The sequence below is a fragment of the Leisingera daeponensis genome (assembly GCF_019801465.1).
In the GTDB taxonomy this organism is placed as follows: Bacteria; Pseudomonadota; Alphaproteobacteria; order Rhodobacterales; family Rhodobacteraceae; genus Leisingera; species Leisingera daeponensis_A.
The window spans coordinates 1-18,038 of sequence record NZ_JAHVJA010000027.1 but is presented as its reverse complement, the minus strand read 5'-3'; the positions used below and the strand labels follow the sequence as shown (position 1 = coordinate 18,038).

13 protein-coding genes and 1 pseudogene are annotated in these 18,038 nt (G+C 61.4%); 6 read left to right on the top strand and 8 right to left on the bottom strand.

Annotation, left to right across the window (positions count from 1 at the left end):
- Together KUV26_RS23070 and KUV26_RS23065 are read right to left on the bottom strand one after the other, a co-directional pair.
- On the bottom strand, positions 1-1,490 hold a 1,490-nt coding region (locus tag KUV26_RS23070; protein WP_222510218.1), incomplete at its 3' end, for an ABC transporter transmembrane domain-containing protein.
- A 55-nt stretch (positions 1,491-1,545) separates the two neighbouring features.
- A complete protein-coding gene (locus tag KUV26_RS23065; protein WP_261400094.1) occupies positions 1,546-3,195 on the bottom strand; it encodes an ABC transporter transmembrane domain-containing protein in 1,650 nt (549 codons plus the stop codon).
- A gap of 259 nt (positions 3,196-3,454) precedes the next feature.
- Here KUV26_RS23065 and KUV26_RS23060 point away from each other — a divergent pair, with 259 nt between their 5' ends.
- On the top strand, positions 3,455-6,403 hold the full coding sequence (locus KUV26_RS23060) for a PA14 domain-containing protein (RefSeq protein ID WP_222510216.1): 2,949 nt from the start codon (positions 3,455-3,457) through the stop codon (positions 6,401-6,403).
- 645 nt (positions 6,404-7,048) lie between these two features.
- On the opposite strand, the gene KUV26_RS23055 is transcribed toward KUV26_RS23060, so the two are convergent.
- Both KUV26_RS23055 and KUV26_RS23050 read right to left on the bottom strand, forming a co-directional pair.
- Positions 7,049-7,240 carry a DUF6494 family protein gene (locus KUV26_RS23055; protein ID WP_222506422.1) on the bottom strand — a complete coding sequence of 64 codons (192 nt, stop codon included), beginning with the start codon at positions 7,238-7,240 and terminating at the stop codon, positions 7,049-7,051.
- A gap of 319 nt (positions 7,241-7,559) precedes the next feature.
- The gene (locus KUV26_RS23050) at positions 7,560-7,883 is read right to left on the bottom strand and encodes an H-NS family nucleoid-associated regulatory protein (RefSeq protein ID WP_222510215.1); all 324 of its coding nucleotides are present in this window, start codon (positions 7,881-7,883) and stop codon (positions 7,560-7,562) included.
- A gap of 190 nt (positions 7,884-8,073) precedes the next feature.
- On the opposite strand from KUV26_RS23050, the gene KUV26_RS23045 reads away from it, so the two are divergent.
- Entirely contained in the window at positions 8,074-8,460 is a 387-nt protein-coding gene (locus KUV26_RS23045; RefSeq protein WP_222510214.1) for a metallopeptidase family protein, read from the top strand.
- Positions 8,461-8,909: 449 nt separating this feature from the next.
- Here the strand turns inward: KUV26_RS23045 and KUV26_RS23040 are convergent, their stop codons facing one another.
- Positions 8,910-10,115, bottom strand: coding sequence for an MFS transporter (locus KUV26_RS23040; protein ID WP_222510213.1), 1,206 nt, complete (start codon positions 10,113-10,115; stop codon positions 8,910-8,912).
- Between the two features lie 313 nt (positions 10,116-10,428).
- On the opposite strand from KUV26_RS23040, the pseudogene KUV26_RS23035 reads away from it, so the two are divergent.
- Both KUV26_RS23035 and KUV26_RS23030 read left to right on the top strand, forming a co-directional pair.
- Positions 10,429-11,361 (top strand): annotated as a pseudogene (locus KUV26_RS23035) (IS5 family transposase).
- A gap of 41 nt (positions 11,362-11,402) precedes the next feature.
- Complete coding sequence (locus KUV26_RS23030) at positions 11,403-11,858, top strand: sodium:solute symporter family transporter (RefSeq protein ID WP_174149160.1); 456 nt, start codon at positions 11,403-11,405, stop codon at positions 11,856-11,858.
- A 669-nt stretch (positions 11,859-12,527) separates the two neighbouring features.
- Here the strand turns inward: KUV26_RS23030 and KUV26_RS23025 are convergent.
- Genes KUV26_RS23025 through KUV26_RS23015 form a run of 3 tightly spaced genes read right to left on the bottom strand, consistent with a single transcriptional unit; the run spans position 12,528 to position 16,008 of the window.
- Entirely contained in the window at positions 12,528-13,235 is a 708-nt protein-coding gene (locus KUV26_RS23025) for a sulfite exporter TauE/SafE family protein (protein WP_174149159.1), read from the bottom strand.
- Entirely contained in the window at positions 13,232-14,647 is a 1,416-nt protein-coding gene (locus KUV26_RS23020) for an amidohydrolase family protein (RefSeq protein ID WP_222510211.1), read from the bottom strand. The genes KUV26_RS23025 and KUV26_RS23020 overlap by 4 nt, the downstream gene beginning before the upstream one ends.
- Entirely contained in the window at positions 14,644-16,008 is a 1,365-nt protein-coding gene (locus tag KUV26_RS23015) for a uracil-xanthine permease family protein (RefSeq protein WP_222506594.1), read from the bottom strand. The genes KUV26_RS23020 and KUV26_RS23015 overlap by 4 nt, the downstream gene beginning before the upstream one ends.
- 173 nt (positions 16,009-16,181) lie before the next feature.
- Between KUV26_RS23015 and KUV26_RS23010 the strand changes: the two genes are divergently transcribed.
- Together KUV26_RS23010 and KUV26_RS23005 are read left to right on the top strand one after the other, a co-directional pair.
- Positions 16,182-17,180 (top strand): LacI family DNA-binding transcriptional regulator, encoded by a 999-nt coding sequence (locus KUV26_RS23010; protein ID WP_222510210.1) that lies wholly within the window; start codon positions 16,182-16,184, stop codon positions 17,178-17,180.
- Between the two features lie 323 nt (positions 17,181-17,503).
- Positions 17,504-17,923 carry a class I SAM-dependent methyltransferase gene (locus KUV26_RS23005; protein ID WP_261400093.1) on the top strand — a complete coding sequence of 140 codons (420 nt, stop codon included), beginning with the start codon at positions 17,504-17,506 and terminating at the stop codon, positions 17,921-17,923.
- Positions 17,924-18,038 lie beyond the last annotated feature (115 nt).

Sequence of the window (18,038 nt, the reverse complement as noted above, 5' to 3'; positions counted from 1 at the left end):
CCGGCCAGCAGCAGATCGCTTGAACCGGGCATGCGGAGCGAGGCCAATTCGACCACCACAGGCGGTGCCGCCGCCGCTCCGCGGCGCGGCGCCACCCCGCGGCGGTTCTCTTCGGGCAAGGCAAGGACACTGTCGATATCCTGCAGGCTTTGGCGGGCGGCCAGCGCTTGACCGGCAGCCCGGCCGAGTGATTGCACCGGGGCCAGAAACCTCCAGATCACGACCAGAATCGCGACAAATCCGCCGACTGTCAGATCGCCCTGAATGGCCATTCCGGTTGCCAGCATGCCGCCGGACACCCCCGCGATCAGAATGATGCTTTGCGACACATGCGCAGACAACTCGATCATGTACTGCTGGCGCATTACGTCATCCAGTGCCAGCAAAAGGCGGCGGCTGAACTGCTGGCGCCAAGGGGCTTGCGCGTGCAGGCGGCGCAAGTGCAGCCGCTCGTTGACCACTGTCTCGCTCACTTTCCGCAGGTCCCTGGCGGAGTCATTCGACAGCCTCTCCAGCCGGCGGAGGTGCGGCGCGCAGCCAATCAGGAAACCGGCTTGAACCAGGGCCGCGGCCAGCGCGATCAGCCCGACCGGCGGCGCGATAAAGAACAGCGCGGCCCCGAACACCACCGCAAACGGGATATCCAGACCGACCTGCACCAGCGGGCCAACCAGCGCTTCCCGGACAGCCTCGAATTGCTTGAGGCGGGCCCGCTGCTGCTCCACCGGGGCGCCCATCAGCGAATCCAGCGGAAACACCATCAGCTTGTTAAGGAGAGCCAGGCTCAGACGGTGCTCCAGCTGAGCCGCCAGCCGGACGAGTGTCCGGCTGCGGATGCGGCGGATCGCGATCTCCGTGGCGAAGGCCAGCAACAGCCCCGCCGCCAGGACAAATATCACGCCCGCAGTGCCCGCCGGTATCGCCCGGTTGTAGACCAGGATCACAAAGACCGGGGTCAATAATCCCGCGAGATTGATGACAAGGGACGCAAACAGAAGCGACCAGATATGGGCCCGTAGCCCTTGCAGGAGCGCCGCCGCGCTGCCTGCGGCCGGGCGCCGTCCCGAAACGCTGGCAGGCACAATGGATATAAGGACCTCTCCGGACTGAACCCCGGTGTGCTCGAAGGGACCCCCTGCCAGCCGGAACCGGCCATTTCCGGCAACCAGCAAGCCAAGTCCGGATTGGCCTTCCGTCCCGGCACCGCCCGCCCCCGATTGGACATAGGGAATTCTCAGCGCAACCAGCGCATCACACAAATCCCAGCCGTCGAAAGCCTGGCGGGCGTGCGGCAGCGCCGCCCGGATACGGACCGGGTCGGCATCCCACCCCGCCGTTTCCAGCAGCAGGCCCAGGACCGCCTCCGCTTGGGCCGCGGCCGCGCTGTCCGACGGCTCAGCCGCCTTTTGCAAGGAGGCCGGCAGCTTCTTGCGGACGTCCCATACCCGCTCGGCCTGCCTGATGTCCGGTGATGTGTTCAGCGTGTTCATCAATGCACCTGGTTGTTACAGCAAGTGGCTTGGGGCCCACCAGCCTGCGGCCGGGTCAGCCGCCCGATTGCGGCCCGGTCGGCAAGGTGACCCGGCAGTCTGCCGCCTGCCGCAGCGCGTCATCCGGACGAGTCAGCACGCAGGTCACGCTGCCCTTGAGCGACAGCAAGAGTTCGGAAAGGCCGCGGCGGCCGGAGGGGTCCAGGTCCGCAAACGGATCCTCGAGCAGCAGAATCCGCGGCTTCTGCGCAATCGCCCTTGCCAAGGCAAGGCGACGGTAGAATCCCGGGCTGCCGATCCCGGGGCGGCCGCCGGACAAGGCGCTTTTCAGGCCGCCGGGCAACTGCGCAATCTGGCCGGTCAGCCCAAGCTTCAGGGCGGCGTGCTGCAGATCGCTGTTCGGGGCGGCGGCGTTGAACGCCGTCAGGTTTTCGAGGATCTGACCATCCAGAATGACCGGTTCCCGCGGCTCCAGCACCAGTCCCTGCGGCGCAGCGGCGGCATTGGGGCCCAATTCTCCGGAACCGTCCAGGACTACGCGGCCTTCGTCCGGCTGAAGTTCGCCGGCCAGGATTTGCAGTAGGCAACCGCCGCGGCTGGACAGCGGTCCGTCGATCACGACCAGCTGGCCGGGAGCAACGGAGAAACTGATCCCGCGGAAGTGGTAACCGCCGCCGCTGTCGCGGCGCAGGCCGAGACCGGTGGCGGTGATGCCGCCGGTGACAGGCCCTCGGGCCTGCACTGCCGCGCCGTCCTGGGCGCTGACCACTTCTGCCAGCCCGGTGAACCGCGCAGCGGCATCATCCCTGGCGGCACTCAGAAAGGTCAGCTGGATCACCGGCTGCACCGCCCGCCCGGTCAGCAGCATGCAGGCCGCCAGCTCGGCTACGGTGAAAGAGCTTTGTATTGCCAGGACGCCGCCTGCAGCGCAGGTCAGCACCGTGGCGATCTGCGTGCCCATGCTGGCCGCGCCCATGCTGCCGCCGCTCAGCCGGATGAGAGTTTCGCTCGATACCGACGAGCTCGCCTGCAAAAGCTCGTAACGGCGCAGCATCTGGTGCTCCAGCCCCAGCAGCTTGACCAGCCGGGCCTGCTGCAGCACCTCGGACAGGAACGACATTCTGCGCCGGTCATAGTCCCGCCGCAGCCGTGACGCCTCCCGGTAAGCCGGGCGCAGCCTTGCAGTGACGATCAGCAGTCCCATTATGACGCTCAGCGGCGCCAGAACCAGCCAGCCGCCCAGTCCCGCGATAATGAGCAGAAACAGCCCCGAAAACACAAGGTCGACGGTCACCTTGACGACCTGCTCTTGCACGGCTTGGCGCAGCCCGAGCATCCCCATCAGCCGTTCCACGGTGGCTTCCTTGCCCAAACGGTCCAGAACAGCTGGCGAACCTTCGAACAGCGCCTGCGTCACATCCTGGCCAATGCCGCGGCCGCGCTGACGGGCTGTTTCCAGAACAAAATGCGCCCGGGTGGCCTTCAGCGCCAGGTCGACCGCAATAACCCCCAGCATGACAATGAAAATGCCAAACAGCGTGTCATAGGACTGATTGGGGATGACCCGGTCGAAGACCTGCAGCAATGCCAGCGGCATGGCCAGCGTCAACAAGTTGATCACAACTGCGGATGCGATTGAATCGCAATCGATTCCGCGCCAGCCTGCCCGTGCTGCGGGCAGGGTTTCTTGGTCCGCACTCACCATCGGCAGCCCCCGAATAACATTTAACTAAGTAACGTTTCCTGAAAGCCAAGCTGACGCGCTTGCCCCTTTACAGGCAGTTAATCCGGCAGCATGCCTAATTTCTACTTTTAGTAGATTTATCCGCTTGATTAACTCGCGTTATGAGTTGCCTCTTAATAATTCAATATATTCTCTAGGTTGTCTTTAGGTCATCGGGAGAACGCCCCTTATTTCGGGGAGTTTTCTTTTATTTCAGCATGTTACGCCGCAGGAGAGTATAATGGCAGAAGAGTCCTCCAACCATCCCAGCGGGTTTCAGAACTCTGCGTCCAACGGTGACGGAAACTGGCTTCAGGAAACCGAACGTGAACTCACCGCAAAAACTTCAAACGCGGCCCCCACATTCGGAGAGACGGATGGGATCGACGATGCGGAACGCCAGGCACTGCTGCATCAGGGTACAGCCCAGTTTCAGAAGATTGAGGAAGAGGCGCCCGCCCCTCCGGACGATCGCCCGGCCCCGGACGAAACCGTCAATCATTATACGGAAATCACCCCGCCGTCCCCAGGCCGGTCGGACTTCACCTCTCTTCAGCAGATCACCTCGGCCCGCAACCTGCCTGGTGATGACCCCGCTCCGGGGGCGATAAGCGGCCCGCAAGTTGACTTGGCCGGAGACGTGCCGGTTGCCGGACTAGCCGAGAGTTCGGCCGGGACGGAACCTCACCCTCCGGAAACGCCTGCCTCCAGAGGTGAGGGGGCTGGAGGCAAGCCAGCCGACAACGCGCCGGCTGTCGGCCCTGTGCCAGATCTGCCGGAAACCGGCCCGCTGTCAGATCCCGAGGATCCCGTAACCGATGAGGCGCCGGAGGGCCTCGCTTTGGACAACAGCTCGGTGGCCGAGAATGCAGATGGTGCTGCCATCGGCACGCTTTCCGCCAGCGACCCGGAGGGCGGCGCCGTCAGCTTCACCGTCGACGATGCCCGCTTCGAGGTCCAAGGCGACGGCACCCTGAAGCTGAAGGACGGCATCAGTCTCGACCACGAGGCCGAGCCCAGCATCACTGTCACGGTCACTGCTACGGATGCAGGCGGCAACAGCACCGATCAGGACTTCACCCTCACCGTCACCGATGTTGACGAGGCGCCGGAGGGCCTCGCTTTGGACAACAGCTCGGTGGTCGAGAATGCCGCTGGTGCTGCCATCGGCACGCTTTCCGCCAGCGACCCGGAGGGCGGCGCCATCAGCTTCACCGTCGACGATGCCCGCTTCGAGGTGCAGGGCGACGGCACCCTGAAGCTGAAGGACGGCATCAGCCTCGACCACGAGACCGAGCCCAGCATCACTGTCACCGTCACTGCTACGGACTCGGGCGGCAATAGCACCGATCAGCCTTTCACACTGACCGTCACTGACGTGGACGAGGCGCCGCAGGGCGTCGCTTTGGACAACGGCTCGGTGGCCGAGAACGCCCCGGGCGCCGCCATCGGCACGCTTTCCGCCAGCGACCCGGAGGGCGGCGCCGTCAGCTTCACCGTCGATGATACCCGCTTCGAGGTCCAAGGCGACGGCACCCTGAAGCTGAAGGACGGCATCAGTCTCGACCACGAGGCCGAGCCCAGCATCACTGTCACGGTCACTGCTACGGATGCAGGCGGCAACAGCACCGATCAGGACTTCACCCTCACCGTCACCGACATGAACGAGGACGCGGGAACTTTCTCGCTGGACAACAGCGCTTTGGCCGAAAACGATGCGGGAGCCACCGTAGGCACAATCAGCAGCGACACACCGGGCGGCGGTCCCTACAGTTATTCCGTCGACGACGCCCGCTTCGAGGTGCAGGGCGACGGCACCCTGAAGCTGAAGGACGGCATCAGCCTCGACCACGAGGCCGAGCCCAGCATCACCGTCACCGTCACTGCTACGGACGCGGGCGGCAACAGCACCGATCAGCCTTTCACACTGACCGTCACCGATGTTGACGAAGCGCCGGAGGGCCTTGCTTTGGACAACAGCTCGGTGGCCGAGAATGCCGCTGGTGCTGCCATCGGCACGCTTTCCGCCAGCGATCCCGAAGGCGGGCCCGTCAGCTTCACCGTCGATGATGCCCGCTTCGAGGTGCAGGGCGACGGCACCCTGAAGCTGAAGGACGGCATCAGCCTCGATCACGAGGCCGAGCCCAGCATCACTGTCACGGTCACTGCTACGGACGCGGGCGGCAACAGCACCAATCAGGACTTCACCCTCACCGTCACCGATGTTCCGGTCATTCCAGCAGCCGTCACGGTAAGCACCAGCTTCCATGTTGAGCAAATTGCAGTTGCCGATGGCGTGCTGAACATCTTGGATATCGACTACAACAGCGAACCATTGGACGAGTTTTACACGCAATCCATCGATTTCCCGAACACGCCATTCACCTTCTTCGACCTGCTGTCGCCGGATGTTTTCGCGACCAAAGTCACCGGGCGCATCGACATTGCCGAAGCGGGAACCTACGAATTTCGCTTGACCACCGGCGATACGGCCCTTGTCTGGATTGATGGCGCCTCCACGATCGTCAAGGCTGTAGAAGGCGTGGTGACTGTTGAAGTGGGCAGCCGGACTTTGTCAGCAGGCGAGCATGAAGTCGTCATACATCACCTGGACCTGACCGGTGATGCCGAGATGACATTCGAGTGGCGCGGACCCGGAGAGACTGATTTCAGCCTGGTCACGCCAAGCCCGCTCGGATCCATCGAGAACAACGACCACGCCGGTTTTATCATTGACGTTGATACCGGCACTTCAACGCTGGAGGCCGTCAAGCTGACGAATGTGCCGGACAACTGGGTGTTCAGTGCCGGTGAAGAAACCGCAGTCGCATCCGGTGGCGAAGTGGATGTCACCGGATGGGATCTTTCACAACTGGTGATCGCGCCTGCCTCTGACGACTTGGGAACTGTAACACTCGACCTGGAAACCACCTTGCGCTCCACGGATGGTGAAGTGGAAACCGGCACCACGAGTTTCGACGTCAATGTTTTGCCGGAGGATGGCATTGTTCTGGACGTGGATATTGATCTGGGGATTCTCGGTGCAGGGGTGGACCTCAGTATGGCTGCCGCACAAACAGACGCTGAGTACGCCTCTAACGCACTGCTTCCGGCTGAAGACCTGGCTGCATCATTGGACGAAGATTCGGTCACGCCAGCTAGTGATAATGGATCACCTGTCCTGTTCTGACCTGTCTGACATCAGCACCTGTGGGCCTGATTGAGGGATTTGCATAACGGAAAAATCCTGGCTCATCTGAACCGTCAAGGAGTGAAGATGAGACGGAAAGCTGGAACCGACAATGCGAAAGCTGCGCTGCGGCGTTTGGCTAGGCTTAAGGCGACAATCAGGTGCTCTTTGCAGAATTCAGCAAAATCCGCTTTCTGCGTTCCGCTGCCCCTGGTTCGCCCCGCAGCATCACATGAGCTAGCTGGGCCCTGCCGAAGGTCCGCTTTCGGGAAAGTCACCATAGAATTTTGCACCGACAGCATTCTGGCACTCGCCACCATGTCTATGACCGCTTCGGGCTGTGACCGACGTGCTGCACAAGCGAGAGGCCGCGCCTAGGGCAATGACGGCAAAGGGCTCGGAGCGGCCTTGCGGCGGCGCAGCGGAGTCATCACCGGCCTGGACGGTTACCGTCGCTGCCACAGCTGACCGCAGGCACAGCCCAAACTCTACGCTCATTTGTGGAGAGCCGCTCTGAATACTGCACGTGCGAGGCTTTGCAACCGTTCCAGCGAAAGCGGACCATTGACTGGGCAGGAGCTCATATGCTGAAGGATCGGGAAGAGAAAGTCGAGCAGAGAGCCGCTGTCATTGCACCGCTTACGGCTACTCCTCGCCGGTGATGTGTCCTGTCACCACATGGTTAAGGCCCAGGTCCTTTATCTCCACCACGGCTTTTACTTCGAAAGTTTTTCCGGCAGTATCCGCCTCGCGCATCGCTTCTTCGATCGCTTGTTGTGAAGTGACACCAACCTGCTTTAAGAACTTGCGCATGGACATATTGAAGTTGTCTGGCATATTCGATCCCTTTCAAGTGTTCATTTTAACCGGCGTTCACATCCACATAGATCTAATCCGCGTAGAGGCGATGAGGCCCGCGCCTGGAGCAGCGTATCGCAAAATGGGATCGATCCGCCAGTTCGCCTCATTGGGCACGAGTGGCTAGTCCGGGACGGGCTGCCCTTCGCTGCGCCGGCGAGGAACGCGCCCTGGGCGCAGAAAATCCGTCGTTCCAGCCGCCGGAGGCAATGACGACAGGCAGCTCAAAGTTGCCGATTGCGCCCCGGGCAACTGTACATGATGCCGCCTGCGTTAGCGCAACAAGTGAATTGCCGCTTCAGATCTCAAGATCCTCAATGGATTTCCCAGCTTTCAAAGCTTCGTGGACCCACCCAGGCTTACGCCCGCGGCCGCTCCAGGTCTGGGATGGGTCAGCTGGATTGGTGTATTTGGCAGCTGCCTTTGCGCTTGATTTACGCCCCTTTCCGCCATGCAGAGCAATAACCTCTTCAAAGGCCACGCCATGTCTTTCCGCAATAGCCAGCATTTCGGCGTAAGCGTTCTTCTTTGCCTCGTTCTCTACTTCCACTTTGCGGAGTTCGATTTCCTTGGCCAGCGCTTCCAATTCAGCGGCACTCAGCCCCTTTAGGTCTATTGCCATATTTCACCTGTGTTTTCGGTGTTTCTCGCAGCAAGCAGATATACTCTTCTGAGGCAAGAAGTTGGCCATAGGGGCGGTATCCATCGCAGTCCGATTTGGGGCCGCAGGCTGCTGATCGCATCAGGCGTATGAACTGCCTCCCTCCGGCCAGGAGGTTCACTACACCGCTCCGAGAAACCATATACAACGCATGCTCCACGACCTTGACCATTTCGAGAAGATCGCTCGCGCCACTATAGCTTCCCTGCCGAGGGCCTTCAGGCCAGCTGCAGATAACGTCATTCTGCGCATTGCCGAATGGCCTGCGTCGGCCATGCTGGATGAACTTGGTTTTGCAGATCCATATGAACTGACGGGGCTCTACGAGGGAATACCTATGACCGAGAAATCGGTTCTCGACATGGCGCCACCTCCGGATGTTGTCTGGCTCTTCCGCCAGCCGATTTTGGCGGAATGGCGTGACCGCGGTGATATCGAACTGAACCAGTTGATCGCGCATGTTGTTATTCACGAGTTCGCCCATCATTTCGGATGGACTGACGAAGAGATCGCAGCCATCGACCAATGGTGGGTCTGAACCGCTCTTCAATGCCCAGGGGAAGTTGGCATTCGAGCTTACAGCTGACGTTGCCGCGACCATGGGAAACCGCAAGTTCAGTCGACGGTTCCAGCCCGAAGCGGCCGTAGACAAGGGGTGCCGCGCCAAGGATGCTGCCGGTGCGAAATTCTATGGTCAGTTTCCCAGAAGCGGACCCTCGGCAGAGCCAAGCTGCCTCACAGGATACTGCGGGTTGCACCAGGGGCAGCGGAGCGCAGAGAACTGCCGCTGCACAGTTGCGAACTGTGGTCGCCCTTTGGAACCTGACCGGCCCTGAGCTGCCATTCGGCCAAAAACCTCTTCTCAGCACTGCGTTCACTGAAACGGTCATTTGTGCATCGCGCAGCGTTTCCTTGGTGCGAGCGATTGCAACCAGGACTTACCTGCCGCAACCCCCTGAAGCAAAGTCATTCTGACTTGATCGTTGCTCAAACCGAAGCATGCCCCCGCAAGCGCACCACGAGAGGCATCATTGCCAATACTAAAACCGCTGCGAAGAGGAAGGGAGCTCCCGGCAAATAAAAGCCGTGATCGTCAACAGAGGCCTTGAACAGGCCGGTCATCACGAGGGGCGCCAGGATTGCCGCGACGGATGACAGCGACGCGATAACGCCCTGCACCACCCCTTGCCGGTCTTCATCCACCTGGTTCGATGCCATGGCCGTCAGCAAGGCAGGCACAAGATCAGAAAGCGCCGCGAGCATAAGAAAGACGGCCAGAGCCGCGACCGACCCGGTAAAGCCAAAACCGATCATTCCGGTCAGCGCCGATATCATGCCGAGCATCAAGGTGCGGAAGTCCCCGATCCATCTGATAAGGATTGGCATCAGCCCGCCCTGGACCAAAGCCAGAAGCACGCCATATGCCGCAAGCGAAAGCCCGATGTAAAGCGTCGGCCAATCGAATACTTCGCGGGTCCAGAAAGCCCAAAGCGTCGGGTAGACCATATTTGCAAACTCAAAGATCAAAATGCACAGCAGCGGCACTGCAAGCCCCGGCAGCCGGAAGGCATCGAAGATTGATTTAAACGGATTGAGATCTCGCTTGCCAAAGGGGCGGCGTTTCTCCGGCGCCAGGCTCTCAGGCAGCACAAAAACTCCGAAAAGGGCATTGCCGGCCGACAGAACCGCCGCGATCCAAAACGGCGCCGCGATGCTGATTTCTGCGGCAACTCCGCCGATGGCCGGACCAAGCACGAAACCGATCCCGAACGCAGCACCGATGAGGCCGAAATTCGCGGCTCTTTCCCGCGGCGAAGATATGTCCGCAATATAGGCGGTGGCGGTGATGTAGGTCGCCCCGGCGAGGCCCGCGAGCGTCCGGCCAAGCAAGAGCAGCCAGAAACTGTCCGCCAAGGCCATGATCACATAATCAAGCGCCAGCATGGTAAGCGCGGCGATCAGGACCGGCCTGCGTCCAGCCGCATCGGAGATGCTGCCGACAATGGGGCCGCATAGGAACAGCGCGCCTGCATAGGCGGCCATCAGCAGCCCACCCCACAGCGCGCCTTTGCCGGTGTCCGCTGCACCCACGCGCTCCATCAGGTCCGGCATGATTGGGAAAACGATTCCAATGCCGATAGCGTCGATCATCAGCGTAATCAGAATAAAGACGATGGCCCGGTTCTTGAACATACAGCCCTATCGGTCGGCCGCTGAGGCAAAGCAAGCCGAAAGAGGCGCAATAGCGGGACACCGGACACGGGAGGCAGCGAACAACACTCAGACGTGTGTGGCTGCATCTGCTCTGACCCTCCTTCGGATACGGCGCTGCTTCCGTTGCAAACTGGTGAAAGGTAACGAGCTTTGGCGGCCCAAAGCCAACCTTGAGCACGGTTTTCAAATGCTGCGGTGGCAGCCCGCATTCCTGACTTTAGCTGCAACCGGCTTTGTTTCACAAATCCCGCGAGGGATTCATCTCGTGAATCCAGAGTGATAGCAGGGGAGCATGAGCAGTTGGGCCCCGACGAAGTACAAGACCAGGAACTGGCCTTCGTATAACGCAGCATTGAAGCAGCGCGGATCGCTGTCGATTTGGTTTGACCCGGAGATGATCTGGGAGCCACCACCGTGCGGCACGCGAGGTCGCCAGCAGCGTTTCAGCGACTCTGCGATCCAGACTTGCCTGACGCTGAAAGTGCTGTTCGGGATGCCGCTTCGGCAAACGACCGGGTCCGAGCAAAGCCTTCTGCGGCTGGTTGGACTGGACTGGACAGGGCCCGACTATAGCACCCTGTGCCGCCGCCAGAAGACGCTGAACGTGAGCCTGCCCTACCAGGTTGGCACTGGCCCACTCAATCTCCTGATAGACAGCACCGGCATCAAAGCGGAGGGCGAAGGTGAGTGAAACGCGCGCAAGCATTGTGGGCCCAAGCGCCGCCTCTGGCGCAAGATACACATAGGAATTGACGAAGAAACGCTGGAAGTGCGGGCCGCGGAGGTCACGACCAGCAATGTGGGTGACGCACCGATGCTGCCGGAGCTACTCGTTCAAACTCCACCCGATCAGAGCGTCGGATCGGTGACCGCAGACAGCGCTTACGATACGCGGAAATGCAATGACGCGATTGCGGCGCGAGGGGCTCATGCCGTGATACCGCCGCGCAAGAATGCCAAACCCTGGAAGCCCACGAGTGCCGGGGCCATCGCCCGCAACGAAGCGGTCAATGCTTCGCGTTACCTCGGCCGCGCGATCTGGCGACGATGGAGCGGATACCACCGCCGAAGCCGCGTTGAGAGCAAGATGAACTGCATCAAACTCCTCGGCCAATCCCTGATGGCGAGAGACTTTGAGCGGAAAGTCGCGGCAGTCCAGGTCCGCGTCACGGTTCTCAATCGCTACACAACTCTTGGCATACCTGTCACAGAGCCCGTAGGATAAGTCCGTCCGGGGAAAGGGGACGTGCGCTCACAAACCGATTTGTGCAACAAAGTCGCATCAGACCGGTCACTGAAAAAAGATCAGAGCCGTATTTCGAATCGGTTGTTTTCTGGGGAGTTGGCGATCGACCAAAAGCAGCTCGGCTCTGTGCTATCCTGCAAGGCAGTTCCAACCTCGCCGCAAACTTGTATCGCCGTTTGTTCAAGTCGCAGGCAACTGAAGCCGAGAAGATGAGAGCTGCGCGGCTGAGCGTGGTGATCATCTCCGTTCTGTCGCTTTTCGTGGCCTTCCTGATGACCGACATCATCAGCGCCTATCAATGGGTGCTCAGGATTTCGACGACCACGCTGGTGATCCCCTTCCTCGCCGTTATGTTCTGGCGTCGGGCAACGTCGAAGGGATGCGCGTCGGCCATGCTCTCGGCCATTGTGGTGACGGTTATCTGGCCCTTATTGGGGACAGGCATCGACCCGGTGATCCCCGGCATGCTGACCTGACTGATCGTGCTAGTGATCGTCAGCATGATGACGCGGCACTCGGCCCTGGAGTGTCCGCGCGCGGTTTGCTGGGAAATTCTCCCCACAGCCAAGAGCTGGGCTGAGGCTATTCCGGCAGCCGAAGAAGCGGTCGCAGTGGTCTGAAGCCTCGCCAAGCACCACACCAATATTTTCGGAATGAACCTTGGTTTGCCCCGAAGAATACACTCCGCCATTTTAGGACTGTTTACGTGATGAAGCGGTCCATCGCTGCAAGATGTTCGAACTGGCAAATCGCCGGACTTTCCCGACATTGATGGTTGTGTATATTGCTGACGCGGCATCGCTTCGCAGGTGCAGTAATCCAATTTCTACGGCGTAGCGAAGTTCACCAAACCAGCCGTTCAAACCGCCCGTTGCCCCCGTCACCAAACCGAGCTTTTGCTGCGCGGCTGCACAACACCTAGACGCGCGACAAAACGCCAATTCTCTGCGCGGGAACAAACGGCGGTTTACTGTGCTTGCTGGTCTTACCGCACGCTTTCCGCAAAATGGCAATCGGGTGATCCGAAGCGAGGCCGCCCGGCGGCTCCGCAGACTGGCTCTCACGCTCAGACGGGATGGTGGATGGTCATTGAAGCAGCCATTGCGCGGCCGCCCGTCTACCTGCTTTCACGGGTACAAGGCCCGTCAGCCTGCAATCAGGTACAAGCCGCTGACGATGGCGAAAAGCAATACCGCAACTCTCAGGCCTGGGCCGCCGATGCGGCTGTGCGTCATGCGCGACAGCGCACTGCCCAGCATGACGGCAGGGAACAGGTACACAGCGGCCAGCATCTGCACGGTCTCCATCCGCCCGGCAAGAGCAAGGATTATCAAGGAGATCACTTCACCCGCGAGGAAGCAGATCGCCACGGTCGAGCGCAAGACAGGGGCTGCGGCGTGCTGGTATAGCAGCGCCAGCGGCGGGCCGCCGATTCCGGTGGAGGTTTCGGTCACCCCGGTAAAGAGACCAACGCCCAAAGCCGCCGGGCGGGTGGGGTCAAAGCGCGGAGCAAGAAGTGCGACCCCGGCAGCGATAATCGTGAACCAGCCGACTGCGAGGTCGAGCTGTCTGCCGCTGAGCACCACCAGCAGCCAGAGCCCCGCGAAAGTCCCGGCAAACCGGCCCAGAGTAATCCAGCCGGCGCCGTTCCAGTCGACCTCTTCACGCTCGCGCCAGGCCACGTGGCTGTTGAGCGGCAGCATCAGGATCAGCAGCGTGACCGGCAGCAGCGAGGGCTCCATCAGTCCCAGGACCGGCGCCACGATCAGCGCAAAGCCGATACCCAGCGCGCCCTGGATGAAGGCCGCGGCAAATACCACGGCCGACAGGATCAGCATAACGTCGAGAGTCACTTTGGCCTCACCTGTTTCTGGAGTGCTTGCGCTCTGTGTCTGGAGGAAACCGGGTGGATGCGCTGGACGCCTGCACCGGCGATTGCAGCGTCAGACAGCTCACGCACCTCATCCATCAGTGCCTTGGCATCCCAATTCAGCGGCCAGCCTTGCCAGAGGCGCAGCTCGCCTTGCGTGAAGACCGCGTCGATCTGGTCGCGGCAGCCATAGCGGACCAGTTCCCAGATCAGGTCGTGCGAGGGGGTGAACTCCGGCCGGTCGAGATCGACGAGAAGGAAGTCCGCTGCCAGCCCCAGCGCGATATCGCCCGTGACCGCGCCCAGCCCAGCCGCATCGGCAGCCCGGCTTGTTGCGGCGTCGAGCCAGAGCCAGCCGCCGCCGCAGGAACTGTCGCCGGTGGCAAGGCCAAATCCCGCCCGCTGCAGGCTTTCGCCCGCATCCATCAGGCGGAACCCGTCGGCGCGGGTGCCATCGGTGCCCAGGCCGAACCGAATGCCAAGTGCCTCCATCTGCAACGCAGGCGCAACCGCGTTGCCCTTCCAGACACTGGCAACAGGATTGTAGGCCACTGCTGTGCCGCTGTCGCGCAGCAGGTTCAGCTCCTGCGGGGTGACAAGGGTGGAATGGGCAATCAGGACATGCGGCCCCAATGCGCCGATGGACGCAAGATGCTCCAGCGGACGCTGGCCGCGCGCCACAAGCGAGCGCTCCACGGCCACCAGATGCTCGTTCACGTGGGATTGGAACACCACGCCTGCTTCGGCAGAAAGGCTTGAGACGCTGGCCAGCATGCCGTCGGTGGCGACTTCCGGAATGGAGACCGCCAGCGAGGGGTGGATCAGCGGATCGCTTTCCCAAGCTGCCAGATGCTGCTCCGCACGGGCCAGGATGGTGGCCTGATCCGCCACCTTGGCGGTGCCGCCCAGGTCGTTGCAGATGTAGCCGACCACGCTGCGCAGGCCCGTTTCCCGGGCTGCGGACGCCAGGGCGCCGATGCAGCCGTCCGAGCGGGTGCCGGCATCCACCGCCGTAGTGAACCCGCCACGAAGACTCTCCAGCGCCGCCAGCTTGGCCGAAAGATAGACAAGGCGTTCATCCAGGCTGGCTTCCAGCGGCACCCATATACGGCGGAAGATCTCCGAAGGCTCGCCAAAGACCAGCGACTTGCCCAGCGACTGGGTCAGATGGGTGTGGGCGTCGATGAATCCCGGCATCATCAGGTGATCCGGCAGGCGCAGCGGGTCGAGCTCGGGGTGCCGGGCGCAAAGCGCCTCGGCATTGTCGATGTCCTGGAACCGGCCGCCGCGGACCAAAACGCCCAGGCCGGTCCGGCACTCCCCCTGATGGAGGAGCTTTCCGGGCAGGAGGAGGAGGTCACCGCTCGCGGCGAGGCGGTTCTTCAGAGCGGTCATTTGCTTGCCTCCGCTTCGACAGTGATGGCTTCGGGTTCACCGGGGCGGTCTGCGCGCCCCACATGCACAAAAAGCGCATTCACCACCGCGGCCGTGATCGTGCCCATGGCAAGGCCGTTGCCAAGGATCATCTGCGACCATTTCGGGAACTGGCTGTACAGATCCGGGATCAGCGTCGGCAGCAGGCCCATGGTGAGCGCCGCGGCCAGCGTGTACATATTGCCGTGGTCGCGCAGATCGACACGGCGCAGCATGTCGATGCCGATCACGCCGATGATGGCAAAGACGATGACGGCAGTGCCGCCCACGACCGGGCCGGGCAAAGCAGAGGCCAGACGGCTGACCGGTGCGAAGATCGCGATCAGGATCAGGATCACGCCGGCAGCGGCGGTCACAAAACGCGATTTCACGTTGGTGGCGCGCACGATACCGATGTTTTCGCCGGAGGTGATGATCAGCGAGGTCCCGAACAGGCCGCCGATCAGCGAGGTAATGGCGTCACCACGGATGGTGGCCGGCACGATGTTCTGCGCATTGCCGCTGCGGCCCGCAATCTCGGCGGTGGCCAGCGTCTGGCCGGTGGCTTCGGCCATGGAGATAATCGAGAAGATTATCAGCGGCAGCGAGGCGAAGATGTCGAACTTGGGCATGCCGTAGGGCAGCAGTTGCGGAACCGCAATGACCGGACCGGTGAACAGGCCGGTGATCTGCGCCTCGCCGATGGTGAGCGCGATCAGCGTACCGCCGACCAGGCCCAGCATGACAGCCAGCCGCTGCAGCGTGCCGGACAGGAAGCGGGCGCAGAGAATGGTCAGCAGGATGGTCGCGCCTGCCAGCGCAATCTTGACCGGATCGGCATAGCCTTCGGTACCCGGCTTGCCGGTGATGGTGCCTCCGAAGATCTTCACCAGCTTTACCGACACCAGCAGCAGCATGGTGCCTACCACGATCGGCGGGAAAAACACGATCAGCCGTCTGAACACCGGCAGCGCGGCGAAATAGAACAGCGCCGTCATGATCACCGCCCCCACCGCGGTCTGAACATCCGTTTGCACCGCAATTGCCATGAAGATGAAGATCGGCGCCCCGCCCGGCACCATGATGAAGGGCAGCCGGGCGCCAAAACCGCGCGGGCCGAAACTCTGCAACAGCGTGCCGAAGCCGCAAACCAGGAAAGTGGCGCTGATCAGCGCAACCGTCAGGGCCTCATCGAAGTTGAGGGCGCGCGACACCAGGAACACCGCGGTGATCGGCGACGCCGCCATCACCAGGACGTGCTGCAGCCCGTAAATGGCAAGACTGCGTGGTGGCAGCATTTCATCCGCGGGGTCGCGGGTATGCGTTTGCGTGTGTGTTGACATTGTTTTCCTCCCTTTGGAGCCCGCCATCCCACGGGCAAACCGGAACAAACCGTAAGAAAATGACATGCAAACCGATTTGCATGATTGTTTGGCTTAGCACGGAAATTGATTCGTGCAAACCGATTTGCTAAACGGTTTGCGCCGACCAGGCCGGGCACAAGGATGAGGCAGCGATGAAGAAACCGACAATTAGCGATCTAGCGCAGGCGGCGGGCGTTTCGAAAACCACGGTATCCCATGCCTTCAGCGGACGGCGGCATGTGGATCCTGAAACCCGGGAACGCATTGAGAAGATCGCGCAGGAGATCGGTTACCGGCCGAACCGTGCAGCACAGCATCTGCGCACCGGGCGGACCGGGATGATCGCGCTTGCGTCCTCGATGCCCTTCTCGGTGGCGGCGGGCCCGTCGAGACTCGGTTTTCTGATGGAAATCGCCGCCACCGCGGCGGTGGCATCGTTGACGCGGAACATGGCACTTTGCCTGATCCCGCCGTTTCAGTCCGGGGCGCAGCTGGATGCCATCACTCCGGACGGGGTGATTCTGGTCGAACCCTTCCAAGACGATCCGCTGGTGCAGCATTTCACCGGCCTGGGAGTGCCGGTTGTTTCTGTTGGACGCGTACCCGGACGCGAAGACATTCCGCACGTCGATTTGAATTCGGGCGCGACCGCGCGGATGGTGCTGGAACACTTGCGCGCCTCCGGTGCAACCCGTATCGGCCTGGTCACCGGCGAGCAGCGGCGCAATTCCTATATCGAGACAGAGGCCGCCTACCGGGCTTTCTGCGATGAGATCGGCATTGAGCCTGCCTGTCTGCAGCTGAATGAATCCGGAGGTGAGGATCTTGCCGCGGAAGCTGTCGCCAGCTTGCTGTCCCGCCGCGGGGACATTGACGCTCTCTATGTGCCTGTAGACGCCTTTGCCTCCGGCGCAGTCACGGCCGCAGCATCCAAAGGTCTGAAGATTCCTCAAAATATCAGACTCGCGACCCGCTACGACGGGCTGCGCGCCAAGCTCTCCCGGCCGCCCCTGACAGCCGTGGAATTGCACTTGGAGGCCATTGCAGACCTGGCCGTCGGGCTGTTGATGGCTGCTATTGACGGCGAGGTTGCCGGGCCAGTCAGTGCTCCGCAGCCGGAACTTGTGCTGCGCGCGTCCACTGCGAGCTAACCTGACTGTCGCCACGCGCAGGGTGAACGGCATACCAAGGATTCAATTCTGTCCTCCACCAAGCGCCAGCGTACGCGATACGCTGTCGATACGCCTCTGAACGGGCACAAATTGACATCCACAGCATCCTGACCGATGTACCCAGCATGGTTGAGAAGGACATCCACATTGTCGCCCGGTTGGCCGGTATCCCCTTGGAGGGATGCCGGGATGCTGATCACACGAACTGACCACGCTGATTGCCAGCCTCGGCCTCGCCCATTTGGACGAGGCTGTTAGGCGTGAAAAACGTGCCGCGTCCTCCCTTTTTTCTGGAGATAAACATGGCACGGAATATCTACGACAACCCCGATTTCTTCGCTGGCTACAGCCAGCTTCCCCGTCAAGTCGACGGGTTGGACGGTGCGCCGGAATGGCCGGAAATTCAAGCCCTGCTCCCAGGGCCGTCACGCAAGCGCGTGGCGGACTTGGGCTGTGGCTTCGGCTGGGCTGCACGCTGGTTTCGCGAACAGGGAACATCCTCTGTTCTCGGTTTGGATCTGTCACAGAACATGATTGAGCGTGCAAAGGATGATACAGAGGATTCCGGTATCGAATACCGGATTGCCGATCTGCAAACGCTTGAACTGCCCGAAGCGGCGTTTGATCTGATCTACAGCGCTCTCACCTTTCACTACGTGCGAGATTTTGAGCGGCTGATCCGCATGATCCATGCAGCTTTGGCGCCCGGCGGATTTCGGTAAGCGCTGTCCCGGCCCCACGTTGTAGCGCCTATCCGGTGCTGCGAGATTTTGCACATCTCATAGTGGGGAGTGCGTTTCGCAATGTGCGCTACAAATTCGTTTCTCAAATCGTTGG